This window comes from Leptolyngbya sp. AS-A5 (assembly GCF_039962495.1).
Lineage (GTDB): Bacteria > Cyanobacteriota > Cyanobacteriia > Leptolyngbyales > Leptolyngbyaceae > Leptolyngbya.
This window is the reverse complement of sequence record NZ_JAMPLL010000011.1, coordinates 55877-73249: the sequence shown is the minus strand read 5'-3', so window position 1 is coordinate 73249 and position 17373 is coordinate 55877. Positions and strand designations below refer to the sequence as shown.

General features: G+C 48.0%; 14 protein-coding genes, 2 tRNA genes and 1 CRISPR repeat array. Of the genes, 5 read left to right on the top strand and 11 right to left on the bottom strand.

Annotation, left to right across the window (positions count from 1 at the left end; translation table 11 throughout):
• Positions 1-53: 53 nt before the first annotated feature.
• A complete protein-coding gene (locus NC980_RS14535) occupies positions 54-1136 on the bottom strand; it encodes a GNAT family N-acetyltransferase (RefSeq protein WP_190379252.1) in 1083 nt (360 codons plus the stop codon).
• Between the two features lie 259 nt (positions 1137-1395).
• Here NC980_RS14535 and NC980_RS14530 point away from each other — a divergent pair, with 259 nt between their 5' ends.
• Both NC980_RS14530 and NC980_RS14525 read left to right on the top strand, forming a co-directional pair.
• Complete coding sequence (locus NC980_RS14530) at positions 1396-2268, top strand: metalloregulator ArsR/SmtB family transcription factor (RefSeq protein ID WP_190379251.1); 873 nt, start codon at positions 1396-1398, stop codon at positions 2266-2268.
• Between the two features lie 74 nt (positions 2269-2342).
• On the top strand, positions 2343-2642 hold the full coding sequence (locus NC980_RS14525; protein ID WP_190379250.1) for a hypothetical protein: 300 nt from the start codon (positions 2343-2345) through the stop codon (positions 2640-2642).
• Here the strand turns inward: NC980_RS14525 and NC980_RS14520 are convergent.
• The 4 genes from NC980_RS14520 to NC980_RS14505 form a co-directional block, all read right to left on the bottom strand.
• Positions 2585-2980: a hypothetical protein gene (locus NC980_RS14520; protein ID WP_190379249.1), complete on the bottom strand. Its 396-nt coding sequence runs from the start codon at positions 2978-2980 to the stop codon at positions 2585-2587. The two genes, NC980_RS14525 and NC980_RS14520, sit on opposite strands and share 58 nt — an antisense overlap.
• Positions 2981-3092: 112 nt before the next feature.
• Positions 3093-3280: direct repeats of the CRISPR family, unit length 33 nt; unit sequence CAATCGCCTTCCCAGCTATGGGTGGGCTGAAAG.
• A gap of 322 nt (positions 3281-3602) precedes the next feature.
• Positions 3603-3674: transfer RNA gene (locus tag NC980_RS14515), tRNA-Thr, on the bottom strand.
• A gap of 33 nt (positions 3675-3707) precedes the next feature.
• Positions 3708-3789, bottom strand: a tRNA-Tyr gene (locus NC980_RS14510).
• A 57-nt stretch (positions 3790-3846) separates the two neighbouring features.
• Positions 3847-5421, bottom strand: coding sequence for an NAD(P)H-hydrate dehydratase (locus NC980_RS14505; RefSeq protein WP_347273149.1), 1575 nt, complete (start codon positions 5419-5421; stop codon positions 3847-3849).
• 442 nt (positions 5422-5863) lie between these two features.
• Here NC980_RS14505 and NC980_RS14500 point away from each other — a divergent pair, with 442 nt between their 5' ends.
• The gene (locus NC980_RS14500; protein WP_190379248.1) at positions 5864-7336 is read left to right on the top strand and encodes a TldD/PmbA family protein; all 1473 of its coding nucleotides are present in this window, start codon (positions 5864-5866) and stop codon (positions 7334-7336) included.
• Between the two features lie 226 nt (positions 7337-7562).
• Positions 7563-8903, top strand: a complete 1341-nt coding sequence (locus tag NC980_RS14495; RefSeq protein ID WP_190379247.1) for a TldD/PmbA family protein — start codon at positions 7563-7565, stop codon at positions 8901-8903.
• 63 nt (positions 8904-8966) lie between these two features.
• Here NC980_RS14495 and NC980_RS14490 read toward each other — a convergent pair whose 3' ends face one another.
• The 3 genes from NC980_RS14490 to NC980_RS14480 form a co-directional block, all read right to left on the bottom strand.
• The gene (locus NC980_RS14490) at positions 8967-10652 is read right to left on the bottom strand and encodes an iron uptake porin (RefSeq protein ID WP_190379246.1); all 1686 of its coding nucleotides are present in this window, start codon (positions 10650-10652) and stop codon (positions 8967-8969) included.
• Between the two features lie 212 nt (positions 10653-10864).
• Entirely contained in the window at positions 10865-12286 is a 1422-nt protein-coding gene (locus tag NC980_RS14485) for a hypothetical protein (RefSeq protein ID WP_190379245.1), read from the bottom strand.
• A gap of 59 nt (positions 12287-12345) precedes the next feature.
• On the bottom strand, positions 12346-13539 hold the full coding sequence (locus NC980_RS14480; RefSeq protein ID WP_190379244.1) for a glycosyltransferase family 4 protein: 1194 nt from the start codon (positions 13537-13539) through the stop codon (positions 12346-12348).
• A 44-nt stretch (positions 13540-13583) separates the two neighbouring features.
• Here NC980_RS14480 and NC980_RS14475 point away from each other — a divergent pair, with 44 nt between their 5' ends.
• Entirely contained in the window at positions 13584-14528 is a 945-nt protein-coding gene (locus NC980_RS14475) for a glycosyltransferase (RefSeq protein WP_190379243.1), read from the top strand.
• On the opposite strand, the gene NC980_RS14470 is transcribed toward NC980_RS14475, so the two are convergent.
• The 3 genes from NC980_RS14470 to egtD all read right to left on the bottom strand — a co-directional run bounded on the left by NC980_RS14470 (position 14529) and on the right by egtD (position 17371).
• Positions 14529-15440, bottom strand: a complete 912-nt coding sequence (locus NC980_RS14470) for a sugar ABC transporter permease (RefSeq protein ID WP_190379242.1) — start codon at positions 15438-15440, stop codon at positions 14529-14531.
• A gap of 39 nt (positions 15441-15479) precedes the next feature.
• Complete coding sequence (locus NC980_RS14465) at positions 15480-16076, bottom strand: hypothetical protein (protein ID WP_190379241.1); 597 nt, start codon at positions 16074-16076, stop codon at positions 15480-15482.
• A 281-nt stretch (positions 16077-16357) separates the two neighbouring features.
• Positions 16358-17371: an L-histidine N(alpha)-methyltransferase gene (gene egtD, locus NC980_RS14460; RefSeq protein WP_190379240.1), complete on the bottom strand. Its 1014-nt coding sequence runs from the start codon at positions 17369-17371 to the stop codon at positions 16358-16360.
• Between the last annotated feature and the right edge of the window lie 2 nt (positions 17372-17373).

Below are 17373 nucleotides of genomic sequence, written 5' to 3'. Positions count from 1 at the left end.
AAGCCTTAACGAATTCAGAGGGATGTAGAAACTGACATCCCTCTGAATTAAGACTAATCTAAGACTTTATAGCTAGAACGAGACTCAGAAAGATAAGTGGCATAGGGTTTGTAATAACGATCAGTGCAGCGCAGCATCGGTAAATTCTCACTCGAAACAGCAGTCGTCGCATAAGGAATCCCGCTTTCAATTTGGCGTTTAATTGCTTCAGTTAGAAGCGAAAATCCGCGTCCCAAGCGCTGAAACTGAGGCTCAACGTACATTGTGGAATAGCGAATTGTATCGGTAGCCACACGATGGTTGATTGTCCAACCAACCACTTCACCTTGATAACGCAAGCCTAAGCTATTGATCGGTTCAAGCCGAGGATCGGAATGAAAAGGATTGAGGCTTTCGGGATAGGAGCGGCGGTGTAAGATACCCCCCCGTTCTGCTTTGGTTAATTCGAGCCAGGGAAAAACGGTAAATTTAGGTGGCAGTGGGTATTGATACACCCAAGGTGCTTGCTTGAGCGCTTCGATCGTCGTTTTGGTAATGAGAAAATCGGTTTTGGGAGCCTGCCATCCTTGATGGTTTAGGATAGCTTCGAGCGCCTGATTGGTCAAATCGCTGACTCGATAGCGAATTTGAACTTGGGGACATTTAAGCCGACGTAATGCTGTTTCCACATAATGGAGTAGTTGAGCACCAATGCCGTGTTGTCGGTATTCAGGTACAACAAACAGAGAAAGAACTTCCGCACCTTCCGGGAAAAGATCAACGATCGCTAACCCAACCATTACTCCACCCACGATCGCGACAACGCCACCGAGATTACCTCGTTGCTGATGGGTTTGCCACCGTTTCTGAAGGCTAGGAAATGTCAGTGCCTCAAACTCCTGGCAATTAGTTGGTGTTAAGTTATAAACCCACTGATATTTCACGGAGTAGTTCTCAGAAGTCATATCGGCAGGCTGTGTATTGTGTTTAGGGGAAGGAGATGCTGGTGACTGTTGCTCTGATGGGAGCATTTCTGGTTGTTCTGTCTCTGATGAAGTTAAGTTTGAGGAATTCTGTTCTGATGAGGGGTTTTCTGGTACCTCTGAGTCTGGACGATCGCCAAATAACCCCAATGCTTTTTTTAACAAACCACTCATTGCAATAATCCTATAGATTCATTTCCCAGTTTTCCCGGTTCTTTTTCCAATTCATCTCATAATTCATATCTACAGATGACCACACAGCCGACATTGCATAGATCAAGCTTGAAAGTAGATGTTAATTTTATCCGAACCGCCGCTCTCTGATGCACTACCGTTTAGTTTCAGTTTTTGAAACAATCTGGGCGACTAACTAAATCTTGACACCACTTTTATTTCGACTATTCCAGAAATATAAATTACTTCCAGAAATAGCATGAGCAACTCTGCCCAATATGCTGATGTCTTTGCTGCCCTCGGTTCTGAGCCTCGTTTAGATATCATGCGACTGCTATTCGCGGCTTATCCTCAAGGAATGACTGTCGGGGAACTGCAAGCACAACTGCAAATTCCCAACTCCACCCTGTCGCATCACCTGGAAAAGCTGCGGGTTGAAGCCCTTGTCACGGTACAGCGCGATCGCCAATTCCTCTGGTACTCTGCCAATGTGGAAACAACCGAAGCGCTGCTGGCATTTCTTTACAACGGGTGTGCAATTCGGCAGCCCGCTTCTCAACAGGAGCAAGCTTATCAACGGCTAGAGCTAGAAGTCGAAACGATTCCATCGCGGGAGAAATTTATGTTTGAGAATTTTTTACCTTCAGTCCAAACCTTTTTGAGCAATTGGTTTGGGCGAGTTGCATTGCCAGTCGGGTTTGAGCGATTTACTCAGAAAGCCATTCAAGCTATCTTTCTTGCTCAGAATGAGTCGCGCCGCTTGCAGCATCAGTATGTTGGCACCGAGCAGCTTCTAGTGGGCTTGCTGTCAGAAGAAACGGGCATTGCGGCTCAGGTTCTTAGCGCCGCAGGAGTTAGGTTGGATGCTGTGAAGCCTGTGATCGAGCGCCAAATTGGGCGCGGTCATAGCACTCCGAATGAGGTTCCCTTTACGCCGAGAGCGAAAACCACGCTGAATATTGCCCTCAACCAATCCCGTGAGTTGGGACACTCTTATATTGGCACCGAACATCTGCTCCTGGGTATTTTGGTCGAAGGGCAAGGATTGGGTACGATCGTTTTAGAGCAGTTAGGCTTTAGTTGCACACTGCTAGAACAACAGGTGCGAACTGCTTTAGATCAAGCGAATTGATCGAATCGCATTGAAGTCACTGTTTCAATTTGTCTCTGTCCAGCAGACCATTCTGTCGCTTTATCCCTTGTGTTATGGTTCAACTCCGACAGCGATTCCTTCAACCCTCTTGGTTGCTCTTGATCACCTACGTTATCCTGCTACATCTTGCCTGGATTATGACTTGGTTACTGTTTATCGGACTCAAAACCACTGTATTTCCACAGCTAAATCAAGAGCCAGTTGCAGCAGTCTGGCGGTTTATGGCGTATTTTGTTGTCTGGCTTCCACCAGTCTTTGCTTATATCTATTGGATTGAGCGCAAAAATCCGCTTGTCTATCTGCTCCCCGCTTTCAACACGAGACATTGGGGAATTGCAGGGACTTGGGAATGATTGAACTTTGACCAAACCTCAGCTTCCCACAGTTCTTGGGCAGTTAGCGGAATTACACCGAGTCCCATGCGAATCGTGAGTTGCTGCTTCCAATACAGATAGCCTGCCTTGAAATCTTGCGTCAGCACATGCTGATAGCGAAGTTCTTGAAGTTGGTCTCTTCGCCCCTTCAAGGCTTCGTAATGCTTGACAAACCAAGCGATCGCCTGCTCGATCTGATTATGAGTTTGAGTCTTTCCGGGTGCGATCGTGTAGGTTATGAATAATACAATCTCTTTCGGTTGCCGGAGTCCTTGCTCGGTCAACTCACGAGTCGCTCGTTGCTCACTAAAGAGCAAAAACTGAAGCTCAGGAATCGTGGTTGCTTGCGCTAATTCCTCTAGTTCTTGCTGCCGATCAGAATCTTTAGCAAAGGAGCGAAAATGAATGCGTAGGCATTCCAGCAGTACGGTCGCAATCGCCTTCCCAGCTATGGGTGGGCTGAAAGGATAAAAAGAAAAGCTGACAACCTCGTCGGAATAGTGTCGCAATCGCCTTCCCAGCTATGGGTGGGCTGAAAGAATTACATGAGGTTAGCGGTAAGCCTTTGAGCGGTGTCACAATCGCCTTCCCAGCTATGGGTGGGCTGAAAGCATTGCTCAAAAGATGAGACCGCCGTATGGCTCGCTGAATTAGGTTTGAGTCGCAATCGCTCTTTCAGGAAAGAGTGGACTAGTTTTACGGTGAAATAGAATTGCTCGCGATCCCCCTCGCAGCTTTAGCATGATAGAGTTTTAGCCTCTAGGAGGACTGAAAGGAGCACACCCTTGGTAATTAGCGACATTAATTTGCGAACACCAAGAATGTATTGATTAGCGACATTAATTTGCGAAGTTACAGCTGAAATGCTAAAAAACGCCAAAAACGACACTAATCTGCGAATCGCGACATTTAATATGCGAACGTACAGGTTTTATTAAAAGCCCGTGACGAGGATTGAACTCGTGACCTCACCCTTACCAAGGGTGTGCTCTACCACTGAGCCACACGGGCAGAAGGCGATGAAAACCATCGCACTTGTGAATATGGGCCGAGCTGGATTTGAACCAGCGTAGGCGTAGCCAGCGGATTTACAGTCCGCCCCCATTAACCACTCGGGCATCGACCCTTACCATTCACAGTTATATATAGTAGCACAGGATTGTGAGCAAGAGCGAATCTCGAATTAAAAAAATGTTTTTTGTTGTTGACTTACTAGGGCTGGAATCAGAAATTGAGTCAACGTATGGGCATCAACTCCAAGCTCTGTGCGGTTTTGAGCCGCGAGAATGCCTGCTTCAGCATGCCACCAGGCAGCAGTCTGAGTCAGACCGAGCAGCGGAATTGGAGGCTGATCTGCAAGATTTTGTGCCAGGAGTCCGCCGAGTAGTCCGGTCAAGACATCGCCGCTACCGCCACGGGCAAGCGCTGGGGTACTCTTTGGGTTAATTCTTGTTTGCGCTTCGGGAGAGGCGATCGCAATCCTTGCTCCCTTAAGCAGCACGATCGCACCCGTTGATTTTGCTGCTTGCTGAACCGCAGTGGCTCGACATTCAACCGCAAGATCCGGAAACAAGCGTTTAAACTCGCCCAAATGGGGTGTGAGAATCGTTGCGGCTCGGCGCTTTTGGAGAGTGGGAACGGTTCCGAATTGCGCTAAAGCATTTAATCCATCGGCATCGAGGACGACTGCGCGATCGGACGCTAAAACCTGACCGACGATCGCAGCGGCATCGAGCGTTAATCCGGGGCCGCAAGCGATCGCATCAAAGGCGCTCAAATCGATTTGTGGAAGCTCGGCGATCGCGCCGGATTTAGTTTCAGGACAACCAATGATTAAGGCTTCGGGCAGTTGAGCGGAAAGGGTCGGCTTGAGCGATTCGGGAACGGCGATCGACAGCATTCCCACGCCGCTCGATCGTGCGCCGAGTCCAGTTAGTAGCGCTCCACCTGCATATCGACGAGAGCCGCAGATTAGTAGCAAATGCCCCATCTTATATTTATGAGTTGAGGCGGGACGATGAAGCGGTAAGGCGGACATTGCCCAGGCTGAGGTAACTCGTTGAATTTGGGGCGGATCGCCTAACACCGCAGCGATGTCAGTTAGGGGAATATCAAAATCAATTAATTCAGCTTGACCGACAAACTCCAAGGCATGATCTTGCAGTAAGCCGAGTTTCCATAAGCCGAGACAGAGCGTATGAGTGGCTCGGATTGCGGCTCTAAGGGGGTGACCTGTATCGGTGTGCAGTCCTGATGGCAGATCAATGCTGACGATCGGTAAATTCCATTCATTGACAGAATCAACCATTGTAGAAATCGGGGCTTCGAGCGATCGGGTTAGCCCAAAGCCAAATAAGCCATCAATTAAAAAGTCAGACGATCGCAAACTGTCGATTTCTGCGTCACAAGGAATGCCTAAACTTTTTGCGTACTGTAGGTGACTGGTGGTTAGCTCTTTGCAGCGAGAGAAGGGACAGCACAATCGCACGTCATACCCTCGAAAGTGAAGTTCTCGCGCCACCACTAAGGCATCTCCGCCGTTATGCCCTGACCCGACGAGAACTCCAACTTTGCAAGCAGAAGGATACAGGCTGACAATGCGATCGCTCAGCCTTCCAGCAACCTTTTCCATCAGTGCGGTAACGGGCATTCCCGCATCAAATAGGCGCTGCTCGATCGATCTCATTTGTGCAGCCGTGACGATCGTGCGGTGGATTTGTTCTAGCCTGGTGTCTAACTTCGTGCGTGGAGAATTCACAACCTCAATCCCAATCACAGCACTTTCAGGCTATCAAGCAAACGCCAACTCTACGAGCTTTTTCCGGGTTCCAATAGACGGAGGTACAGAAGGGTTGCCACGAAGAAAAAGGGAACAAAAAACCATTCGGGCGAATTGTGATAGACCCAAATCATGAGGATAAGCCAACAGGCTAGGCTGGTCAGAGCGAGAAGATCACGCATGGAATGCCTCCATGATTTTTAGAGAACCAGTTAGTCCTTCAGCAGGTTTACTGACTTGTCAGACAAAATCAGTGAAATCTTTCTAAAGATCCTGTGAACTCGACACTCCAGATGTGACTCTTCTGTTCGCGATCGCCCCTACAGAGTACGGTCTCCCCCCAAAGCGCAGAGATCCCGGAAACGGAACGGCTTCGCTACAATAAACGAAAACCACCCCGAATACGCACGAGGCTTGCTTAATGCAATCACCGACTCTTTTGATCTCCAAAGAGCTACCCAGCTTGAACTATACCTATGCTCCCGATCGCTTCGATGAAACGTGGGAAGCACCGTTGTCGATTTTGCTTGGACTTGGACGGGCAGCCGGGGCAGATTTTATTGAATTTTTCTTAGAGCGCGTCAACTACATTAGCTGTATGGCAGAAGATGACGCGATTACCAGCATTTCGCCTCGATTGGCAACGGGTGCAGGAGTGCGGGTGTTTCGCGGCAAAGCAGACTGTTACGTTTCGACCAATGACTTGTCGTTTAACGGTCTGAAAGCAGCCTTGGAGAAAGGCTTGTCGATTATGGGCTTGCACTTGCCGTCTCCGAATTCGTTTATTCCAGAAATTCATCTGGAACTGCTGCGCGACTACGCGACGAAGAAGGGCAAAGAGGCATGGCTCGGTCAGTCGAGTTCGATGCGGGAAATGGGCGATGTCCTACTTGCGGCAAACGGATCGCTCTTGCAGAAAGCAAATCACGTTCAATCGCGCCGTGCTGTGTATTTCCGCGATTGGCAAGAAGTGTTAGTTGCTGCGAGCGATGGCACGTTTGCGCGGGACATTCGTTTAACGCAGTCGGTTGGATATAGCTTGCTGTGCGCCGAGGGAACGAATCGATCGTCGATCAATAAGCGTGTCGGTAGCACCAGTGAACCGGATTTCCTCAGAAATTGGAATTACGCGAACGATGCGGAAGAAGTAGCAGATTCCGCCGCGAAGATGCTGTATGCGGATTATGTGGAGTCGGGCAACTATCCGATCGTCATGGCAAACGAATTCGGCGGCGTGATTTTCCACGAAGCGTGTGGACACTTGCTCGAAACGACGCAGATCGAACGCAAGACGACTCCGTTTGCTGAAAAGAAAGGCGAGAAGATTGCACACGAAAATCTTACTGCTTGGGATGAAGGCATCACATCGGATGCGTTTGGAACGATCGACATGGATGATGAAGGAATGCCTGCTCAGCGCACGTTGCTGATTGAGAATGGCATTTTGAAGAACTTTATTTCCGATCGTGCAGGTTCGGTGAGAACTGGGCATCCAAGAACTGGCAGCGGTCGCCGTCAAGGATACACTTTCGCAGCAGCCAGTCGGATGCGGAACACCTACATTGCACCGGGAGAGTATGAAATCGATGACTTGTTTGCGTCGATCGAGAAAGGCATCTACTGCAAGAAAATGGGCGGCGGTAGTGTTGGGCCGACTGGGCAGTTCAACTTTGCAGTTGATGAAGCGTATTTGATCGAAAACGGCAAAGTGACGAAACCGCTTAAAGGTGCAACGCTGATCGGAGAAGCAGTGGACATCATGAATAAGATTTCCATGTGCTCTAAGGATCTAGGCTTGGCGGCAGGGTTCTGTGGTTCGGTGAGCGGTAGTGTTTATGTCACCGTTGGACAGCCGCACCTGAAGGTCGATTCGATCACCGTGGGTGGGCGATAAGGGCAAATTGCTTCGTTTTGGGTGGGTTGTTGCTCCCTAAATCCCTCACGAGTGGGGGACTTTGAGATAAAGGAATCGATCGACTGTAGGAGCATTCTTGGCGTTAAAGCTTAGTGGTGCTTCTCAGGAGGTTGAAGCATTTTGTTCAAAGTTTCTGATTGGGGATTTAGGGAGCAAACCCGAAGTAATTAAAGAGATTCACTTCTGCACAATAGGCGTTAAACAAATGGCAAAGGTTCAAGACATTGCAGCCGCAGCACAAGAAGCTGCAAAGAAACTCGGAATTGAGAAGTTTGATATCTATGGTTCATCGATCGATGAAACCAGCGTGCAGGTCGATCAAGGTGAGCCGCAGCAAATGAAGGCTTCACAGCGATCGGGCGTAACGGTGCGCGTGTGGAACGAAGAACACAGTGTAGGTGTAACTTCGACAACCGATGTTGATTCGATCGGCTTAGAGCTTGCTTTGAAAACGGCTAAAGAAGCCAGTTACTTTGGCGTGAAAGACAATGCACCGGATTTTAGTCCTGAAGCAACGGCGAAAACAGCGGATGTGAACAGTGAGCATCTGCCGCAAGCTCCGGTGTCGCAATTGTTAGAAACATTGATTCACGCAGAGAAAGAACTACTATCGGCGCATCCTGCGATCGTCGGTGTTCCCTACAATGGTTTGGCGCAGCGGGATATCGATCGCTTCTATCTCAACAGTCAAGGTGCATTACGGCATGAAGCGCATTCTTATGCGTCAATGTATCTCTACACCAAAACCGAAGAAGAAGGCAGAAAACCTCGTAGTGCAGGAGCTTTTCGCGTCAGCCCTGGAATCGAAAAGCTGGATGTTGAAGGCTGTTTGAAAGAAGCAGCAGAGAAAACAATCAGTCATTTGAACTATGACAAAGTAAAAACAGGCAAATATCGCATCGTGTTTTCACCAGAAGCCTTCTTGAGCTTGATTGGTGCGTTTTCTAACTTGTTTAATGCTCAAAGCATCTTAGATAACCAAAGTCTCTCTACTGTTGAATCTTTGGGCACAACGATCGCCTCTCCGCTCCTGTGCTTAGATGACAATGCCCTACATCCTGAAAACATTGGTGCAGAAGCATTTGATGGCGAGGGAACTCCGACTCGTGCCATTCCATTGATCAAAAATGGCGTGTTGTCGAACTTCCTACATAGTGCAGGCACAGCAAAACGGATGAATGCACAGCCCACTGGACACGCAAACATGGGCGCAAAGGTTACAGTCAGTCCGCATTTCTTTCATGTCTATGCGGGTGAACCCGCAGCGCAGGAATATAGCTTAGAGAATGCAGACAATCTAATTCTGATTGATGATCTGAGTGCGCTTCATGCGGGAGTTCAAGCGCTGCAAGGTTCGTTCTCGCTGCCGTTTGATGGTTGGCTGATTCAGAATGGAAAGCGTACCAGCATTGAATCTGCTACCGTTGCAGGTGACATTCGGGAAGTGCTGAAGTCGATTATCTATGTCGAGAAAGAGACGGAATTTACAGGCTCAGGGGTTGCTCCGAGAGTTTGGGTTGATGAACTATCCGTTACTGGAGAATAGCGAACCATTGAACTGATCAAAAACGATCGGAGAATTGATAAGCTCTGATCGTTTTTTTGCACCTTAGAACGTGAAAGTGGTTCGGATTGTTCCAATCACAATGTCATCGTTGCGATCGTCATGATTCGGAGCCGTTAGCCAAATAATTCCGGGTGTAATCGCAATGTTGTCATTGAGTTGATATTGATAGAAGCCTTCAACATGGAGTGAGGTGCTGCGATCGCGTCCCACCGCAGATCCGAATGTTCCCCGCGCTCCGGTAACTTTCGGTTCCATCCCCACAATCACCCCGGCAACGCTGCCTTTTTTGAGAAAGTCAGGAACCGCTAAGCCGACTGACCAGTTCCAGATGTCCAATGTGCCTCGCTGTCCAGGCTGTAACGATTGAGCATTCGCGTAGCCGACTGCACCATTAAGTACAAGCTGCGGCGCAAGTTGGAAGGTTGCCGAGATGCCGTAAGCATTCGCTGAAGTGGGCACATTGTTGGCTAAGAAGCCTGTGTCACCGAGAGAGCGGAAATTTGCACGAGTGCTACCTACCGAGCCGTTTCCTGCAAAATCGACGTTGTAAGCGTGAATGTAAGTCAAACCGATTCCCAGTCGCTCAGTCGGACGGAAGGTGAGTTGAGCCAGCGCACCGTAAGAACCGTTAAATAAGCCGTCTCCGGCTGCGGGAGAATTTGGCTCACCTGAGAGATAGCCTAAACTCAGTTCTAGAGCATCGCCGAACTTATGGCGCAGTCCGAGTCCGGTTCCGGCGGTACCGTTGCCTAGATAGTAAATCGAGTTGCGTGTGCCGAAGTGCGACAATGCGCCTGAACCACCATCTCCATCAAGATAAGGATTCAGCGTATCGGTAAAGTCATCGATCGCACCTGCATTCGCTTCGACCACAACGGTCGTGTTTTCTCCGATCGGAAACGTATAGTTCAAAGCATCGATCACTACTTCATTATTATCACCCCCTGCAAATCTCAACGCCCCTTCGGTGGTCAGTTGGTCGCCACTCACGCTGGCAGGAAGCGCAGAAAGGTTTGCCGCTTGCAGACGGGTTCTCAAGTTGTCACGTCCGGTGAAGCTGGTGTCGAAGTTCAAGCGGATACGATTGCCGACGATCGTATTGCGGGAGACGCGATCGAGCACTTCGGTACTGGTTCCGGTTACAGGATCAAACTCACGTCGAATAAAATCGCGTCCTGCGGCGGCTCCGGTGATACCTAAAACGACTTCGGCATTGAGCTTTGTGGTGATTGAAAATTGTTGTTTTTCCAGCGTAGTCGTGCGAGCTTCCAGCGAATCGACCCGACCCCGCAGGGTTGCGAGTTCTGCGGCAAATTGTTCTTGCAGTTTTTGCAGCGTGGCGAGGTCTTCTTTTTTGACTAAATCTGCGGTGGAAGCGGCGATCAGTTCATTAATGCGATTGAGGCAGGCATTCAATCCGGCTGCAAATTCATATCGAGTGGTGGCACGATTGCCTCGGAAGGTACGATCGGGATAACCCGCGATACAGCCATAGCGCTCAACTAGAGACTGTAGCGCCTGAAATGCCCAATCTGTCGGGCGGACATCGGAAAGCTGCGAAACCGATGTCACCTGCGCTAAAGGCTCCTCGTTGCTCAGTTCTGCAACAGCTGGATTTGCTGAATTTACCTTAATTTCTGAATCTACGTTAATTTCAGATGCGGTGGCGTTAGAAGCAAGTCCCAATCCTGCTGCTAAAACCAGGGAATGAATCAAAAGCTTTGTCATGACCTATCTATCCTTACACCAGTGAATCATGAATTGCGTTGCAAACTAGCAACACCGAAAAGCACGATCTTTTTGATAATAGGTCTTATTGTCAATTAAATCGCGATCGCTTTTGCCTAAACTTAATGTTTTCTTTCTCTAGATAACTTACTCAGACTCTTAAAACGACAAGACGTAAAACATAAATATTGGCGTTTTTGAGAATAGTGTCATTAATGCTTATGAGCTTGAGAAATCATTGCGGGGGCAGGCGGAACGGCTCCAAGGGTCATCGGATCTAAATCGCTCAGGAATTTCAGCGTTTGAGCGCGACGCAGGCTCGAATCTTGGGGTTGTTTCTTGAGCCACGCGATCGCGTTTGGTTTGCCATGTTGTGCGGCGAGTCGGAGTGCTGCCCAAAGCTGCACGTCGGATCGGGCTGGATTCAGGTTTAGGGCTGCCTGAATCCGTTTCTGAACTTGATCGGAATCGAGCTTGAGCGTATCCAGGATTTCAGCGCGATCGATCGTAGAGTTTTGCACAAACTGGGCAGCACGTTCCCAGCGTCCATCAATCAGATGAGCTATCATTTGCTGCCCTGCACTTGCCCAAGGCTGATCGGCTTGTGCTTTGGTCACTCTGGCATGACGCTCGACGAGATCCATTTGAGCTTGAGCCGTCATCGTCCAGTTTTTGCCAACTTGCTGCTTGACAGACTGCATATACTCAAGTGCTGTTGACCATAGCCCACTGCGAGCGAGGAATAGCGCATCGACAAAGGCTCCATTCTCTTGTCGCAGTCCGCTTTGGCTGAGTGAAATCGGCTGAAGCTGAAACGGAATGTTTTTTCGCTGCACCGATCGCAGTTGATACACCTGAAAATCTGGCTCTAGTCCGACGGTTTGATTGACTACAAACTCAGCCGGACGACCTTTTGAAGCCGCTTGCCAGGTTGGAAACTCGCCCGTTGGACTTGTCCAAGACAGCATCACGCTCATCGCAGTCGTGATGGGATTGTAGTAAACCACCTGACCGTAAGCGATCGATTTGTCCCCCTGCTGGAGTTTGCCGCTCAGGGTGAGCCATGCCCCGTTACGCGGAGCGCGGTCTTCAAATCGTTGAACTGTGGTGAACGGGACAGATCGATCGACACCGGAATCGATCACATGGGCGCGAATGAGAGGTTCGGTGACAAAATCTTCCTGTAGCTCCCGCACTGCGATTTGATTGACGAACTGAAGGGCTTCGGTTTTGTTTGGGGTTGGATTGAACACCAATTGATAAGCCCGGAGTTCGGTTAAGCGATCGTCCTCGCCGTCTTTTGCGCGTTGATAGATCGGCATGAGCAAATCGGTTTGTTTTTGCTTGGCTTTGATTGCCGTATCAATGCGGATTGGTTCACCTGCAAACAATCCAGCTTTTCTAAGATCTGCTTGAATTTCTCGAATAGTTTTTGGATCGTCCCAGTCGCTAATAGGAATTTTGGCGTTTTTGGGCAGGTATTGATTCATCCAGGCGACCGATCGCGGGTCTTTGATGAATTGCAAACTTAGCCAAATGCTAGAAGCAACCAAACCTGCTGCGGTCACGATCACCACACTCGATCCGACTGATTTCCAGGGAATTGCACCGATTTTTGGCAATTGCACTTTCATAACGCGATTTGAAACACTGCCCTTTCTTTGAATGGTATATGCGTTTTTGAGTTTTCGAGCTAATTTCCCTCTAAGACTTGTAAATATTGCCGTCCTGCGCGTTCCCAAGTGTATTCGGTTTCGATTAACGATCGTGCATTTTGGGACAGTTGCGATCGTAACGCTGGATCACCAAACAATCGTGAAATTGCCGCAACATATTCGCTCACTGTATTGGCTTGCAGTGCCCGAATGGGTCGGTTGAATTGTAATCCTTCAAGTCCTCGATCGCTCGATACAATCGGTGTTCCGGCTGCCATTGCCTCAAGTGTTTTGTTTTTAATTCCGAATCCGGTTCGCATTGGAATTACACAGACTGTTGCTTGGTGTAGGTAATCTGCGATCGATTCAACTCGTCCGGTAACGATGATATTTTTGCGCTCACCCAATTTGCGCTCACCTAATTGTTGAATTTCTGCGGTTGGACGTGCGCCAACGATCGACAAAGTAACATCAGGATAAATCGATTGAAGCTGCGGTAAGATTTCCAGACTTAAAAACTTTGCAGCATCAATATTTGCTAAATTATCCATTGCACCAATGAAAACGAGATGATGACCCCCCGGATCGCAAGTACGGTAGGGAAATGCGGTGAAATCAACTCCGTTAGGAATGACCGTGAAATCGGCATTTGGATTAAAGCGTTGGAGTTGGGTACGATCGTCGTCAGTTGTCACTACAATGTTGGTAAATTTTCGACAATAACGTTTCTCGTAGCGTTTCAGAAGCGGTAGATTGATGCGATCGCGCAGTTGATTCTCAGAAGTTCCAGTCTGTAATTGATTCTTACAAGATCCATACACTGAACTATGCACGTTCACAATCTTTTTCTGCTGAAAGGTTGAACGGACATAAATTTCGTTGACGCTGTGTTCACAGGTAATCACATCGAACTGATCAATGTGTTGATCGATCCAAGCTTGCATCGGGGGTGAATAGTTCGATCTCACACTTGGCGGTGTTCCTTCGCTCAGAAACTCTGCAAATCGTCGCACTTTATTCGATCTCGGAATCGGTTTCTCAAACACAACTAATTTCCCCGTAAATTCCCGTAGTGCTTCAATTTCTGCATCGCTAACCTCTTCACTGCGCTGGGTCAGAAGCGTAACGTGATGCGCTTGATTCAAGTACTTCAGCAAATGGAATGTACGAACCTGCGTTCCGCCTTTGGTTGGGGGATACGGGAAAGTTGTGGACAACATGAGGATATTCATGGGGCGATCGTGTCGATATTGAGAGAAACTAACCTCCTATCGGTATGCCCAAAATTAGCGTTTGCATTCCTACGTATAATCGCGCTCACTTTCTGCCTTATGCGATCGACAGTGTTTTCGCGCAAACGATTTCAGATTGGGAGTTGATCATCTGCGATGATGGCTCTCAAGATGGAACTCCAGAAATCATGCAGCGCTACACTGATCCGCGAGTTCGATATGTGCGGCATCCTCGCAACGTGGGCAAAAGCAACAATATGCGATCGGGCTATGAAGTCGCGAGTGGAAAGTATTTTATTAAATTCGATGACGATGATCGCCTCATCCCAGAGTTTTTAGAAAAAACGAGTGAAATTCTTGATCAAAATTCAGCGATCGACTTTGTTGGAACGGATCACTGGATTATTAATTCCGACAATCAGCGCGACCTTGAACAAACGGATAGAAACTCGCAAAAATGGGGCAGAACTGAATTGACCGAAGGAATTCCGCGATCGCTTCTGGAAATCGTATTTGTGAAGCAGAGCTTTCAAGTTGGTGCAACGCTTTTTAGAATGCAAGCATTACAAGATGTAGATTATATGCGCCCAAATATTCAAAACTGTGAAGATAATGATTTATTTGTGCGATTAGCAATTGACGGAAAGCAGGGTTATTACTTGCCACAACGCTTAATGGAATATCGAGTACATCCAGAGCAGCAAGGCATCGAACGTGCCATTCCTTATCTCAAAGACAAGCTGCGTTATTTAGAGAATTTTCAGTTCACAGCAGAATTAGAGCAGATCCGGCGATCGCGCTTGGCCGAAACGCAATTATTGCTTGGACTGAGATTGATTGAAATGGGTGAAACAAAGCGCGGACGGGAATTAGTGCAATTTGGCAAATCTGCTTCAGTTCCAAAAGCTTATGCTGGATTAGCACTTTCGCTGGTGCCCAAATCCTTGAGACAAACTCTGCTTCAAAGGATTCGGAAAGTTAAAGCTTGACTATAGCTTTGTTTCGTTTAAGCTTTCCGCATCAGTAGAACGCTGCACCGCTAACCGCACGATCGACAAAACTAAAATCATCAAAAACATCACAAGCCCGATCGTACAGGCATAGCTAATTTCTAATTTTGTGAACGCCTGCTCATACACGTAAAACACGATCGTTTTAGAACTATTCAACGGGCCGCCTTGCGTCATAATGAATATTTCTTCAAACACTTTCGTTGCAGAAATTGCAGAGATCACCGCAACTAACAACAAATAAGGCTGCATCAACGGCAGAGTAATATCCCAGTGCTTGCGAACGCCGTCTGAACCCTCGAGCGCTGCTGCTTCGTATAATTCCGCCGGAATCGACTGCAATCCTGCTAAATAAATCACCATGTAATAGCCCAACCCCTTCCAAATCGTCACCGCCATCACGCTAAACAGCGCCCAATTTGGATCAGTTAACCAGGGCACGCCCCCGAAACCGATCGCTCGTAAAAACTGATTCAACAATCCGTTATCCGAGTACAACCACTTCCAAGCAATTCCTGCCACTACCATCGAAATGATCACAGGTGTATAGTACGCTACTCGAAACCAGCGAATTCCTCGAATCTTCTGATTGACCAGAATCGCTAAAGCCAGAGGTGCGATCGCCAGAACCGGAACCACGCAGACCAAATACAAAATCGTATTGCGTAACGTCTGCCAAAACACCGGATCGGTACTCAACCGCTTAAAATTTGCCCACCCGATCCACTGCGGTTCTGTGATCAAGTCGTAGCGCGTAAAACTGAAATAAAACGCTTGCAGTGCCGGATAGAAAACCGTAATCCCCAACACGATCAACGCTGGCAACAAAAACAGATAAGGCGTTAAACGCCGCTGAATCGGAGACCAACTGATTCGGAGTGTCTTAATCATCAGGAGTGGAGTTGCAAAAAGCCAACTCACACTCTACCGCTAATCGATTTCCTCTGCTTCAACTCGTCGGATCGATCGCCGCGCAGGCAGCACTTGCGTTCGACGACGGTTCGACAAATAGCCCGGATACTCATCGTGAATCACTTCGATCGTTCGCGAAGGGCGCTGCTGCTTTGCGAATAACACAAACATTCCAACCAAAGCAATCCCGCCGCCAAAGGTTAAAATCACCCCGCCCAGCATCCAGAGAAGATTCGAGAGAACAGAATTATTTTCGTTTGTTGGATTTGCAGTCCTTTGTGGCGCGGGTACGGCAACTTTGTTTTGAGTATTCAGCGTTTCAATCAGAGCTTGCTGGCTTTGCAGTTGCGTTTTGAACTGCTCGGTTTGAATCTGCTGTTGCTCGACGAGCGCTCTCAACTGCTCGATCTCTGCTTTTTGTTTATCAGAATCAGCGCTCGTTGTGGCGATCGGAGGAGGTGCAGTAGGAACAGCAGGCGGCACAGAATAGTTATAGTTCGGCAAGGGTTGGGACGGGACCGTAGGCGAACTGTTGCCGACTCCTCCTTTCAGCAAAACAACAGCCGCCAGTCCTGCAAGTGCTGCGCCTCCTAAAAATGATGTCGTTTCACTCATCTCCCCTTCACCTTCTCATGCTGGCTGTAACACGGATTGCGGTTTCCCAACGGTCTCTAGTTTGTAGTCTCTAGTTTATTGTGACTCAAGCCAGGATTTCTGAATCTTATTGATGATTCCATGCTTATTCAAGTTCAGATTTTCTGAATTGTCCATATCAGTTTATATAGATTTTTCCGGAAAAGGGCAATTTCTAATCTATTTAAAGATTGAAGCCGCCCCGTTTTGAGTCGCTTTTACTGAAGCCTAGAATGCCCTAGTGCGCGATCGATCTCGACGTTCTAACCTAGAATCCGTTGACACAGCAGAACGGCAAAGGCTTGCTCGGAATCTGTCCAGACGCGAACCCAGTCTAATTTTTTTGCGCTTAAAAGCTGTTTCATCTCATCGAGATCAAATTTACGCGAAATCTCGCTTAAAATCGTCTCTCCGGCTGAAAATTCGACTGTTAAATCTAATGTGTTCAAGCGAACGGTTTGCGATCGCAAACTCCGTAAGTGCATCTCAATTTGTCGCTCAGCTTCGTTATAAATCGCGACGTGCTGAAACTGCGTTAAATCAAAATCGCCCTGAAATCGCTGATTTAAATGACGCAGCATATTCAAGTTAAATTCTGCGGTTATGCCCTGGCGATCGTTATACGCTGCTTCTAATCGGGCAGTGGATTTATGCAAATCAATTCCGAGTAGAAAATATTCTTCCGGCTTCAGCGCATTTGCAATTTGATCAAGAAAAATATCGCATTCCTGCGGATTCAAATTTCCTAATGTGCTGCCGATAAACCCGATCATTCGACTTTGAAGATGAGTTTGCGGAAGGTTTTCCAGTGCCTGTTCATAGGTTCCGACTAGCCCATAAACTTCAAGGGTTGCGTAGTCTGACAGCAAGCTTTGAGCGCTACTTTCAAGAATTCCAGCGCTAATGTCGATCGGACAATACACCAAAGGATGATCCGCCGATCGGTAGGCATCCAGCAAAATTCGCGTTTTGGTTGAATTGCCGCTACCAAGTTCAATCAGTTCACAAGCTCCGGTGATTTGAACAATTTCGGGCGCACAAGCTTTGAGAATTTCTGTTTCAGTTCGAGTTAGATAATATTCTGGCAGTTCGGTAATTTGCTCAAATAGTTGAGAGCCGCGATCATCATAAAAGTAGCGCGGCGGTAAGGTTTTTGGTGCTTGACTCAATCCGCGTATAACATCACTTCCCGGATGTAGCTCGTCTTCAGAAGGAAGGGAGCGATCGACGAGATAAACGAGGTGAACGCGATCCAACGCACTAAAATTCTGCGGCACAA

Excerpts from the sequence above, each read along its gene's own strand:
- NC980_RS14475 (WP_190379243.1), top strand. The coding sequence starts at position 13,584 with ATGCCCAAAATTAGCGTTTGCATTCCTACGTATAATCGCGCTCACTTT.
- NC980_RS14530 (WP_190379251.1), top strand. The coding sequence starts at position 1,396 with ATGAGCAACTCTGCCCAATATGCTGATGTCTTTGCTGCCCTCGGTTCT.
- NC980_RS14490 (WP_190379246.1), bottom strand. The coding sequence starts at position 10,652 with ATGACAAAGCTTTTGATTCATTCCCTGGTTTTAGCAGCAGGATTGGGA.
- NC980_RS14485 (WP_190379245.1), bottom strand. The coding sequence starts at position 12,286 with ATGAAAGTGCAATTGCCAAAAATCGGTGCAATTCCCTGGAAATCAGTC.
- NC980_RS14480 (WP_190379244.1), bottom strand. The coding sequence starts at position 13,539 with ATGAATATCCTCATGTTGTCCACAACTTTCCCGTATCCCCCAACCAAA.
- NC980_RS14535 (WP_190379252.1), bottom strand. The coding sequence starts at position 1,136 with ATGAGTGGTTTGTTAAAAAAAGCATTGGGGTTATTTGGCGATCGTCCA.
- NC980_RS14500 (WP_190379248.1), top strand. The coding sequence starts at position 5,864 with ATGCAATCACCGACTCTTTTGATCTCCAAAGAGCTACCCAGCTTGAAC.
- NC980_RS14470 (WP_190379242.1), bottom strand. The coding sequence starts at position 15,440 with ATGATTAAGACACTCCGAATCAGTTGGTCTCCGATTCAGCGGCGTTTA.
- NC980_RS14525 (WP_190379250.1), top strand. The coding sequence starts at position 2,343 with ATGGTTCAACTCCGACAGCGATTCCTTCAACCCTCTTGGTTGCTCTTG.
- NC980_RS14465 (WP_190379241.1), bottom strand. The coding sequence starts at position 16,076 with ATGAGTGAAACGACATCATTTTTAGGAGGCGCAGCACTTGCAGGACTG.
- NC980_RS14495 (WP_190379247.1), top strand. The coding sequence starts at position 7,563 with ATGGCAAAGGTTCAAGACATTGCAGCCGCAGCACAAGAAGCTGCAAAG.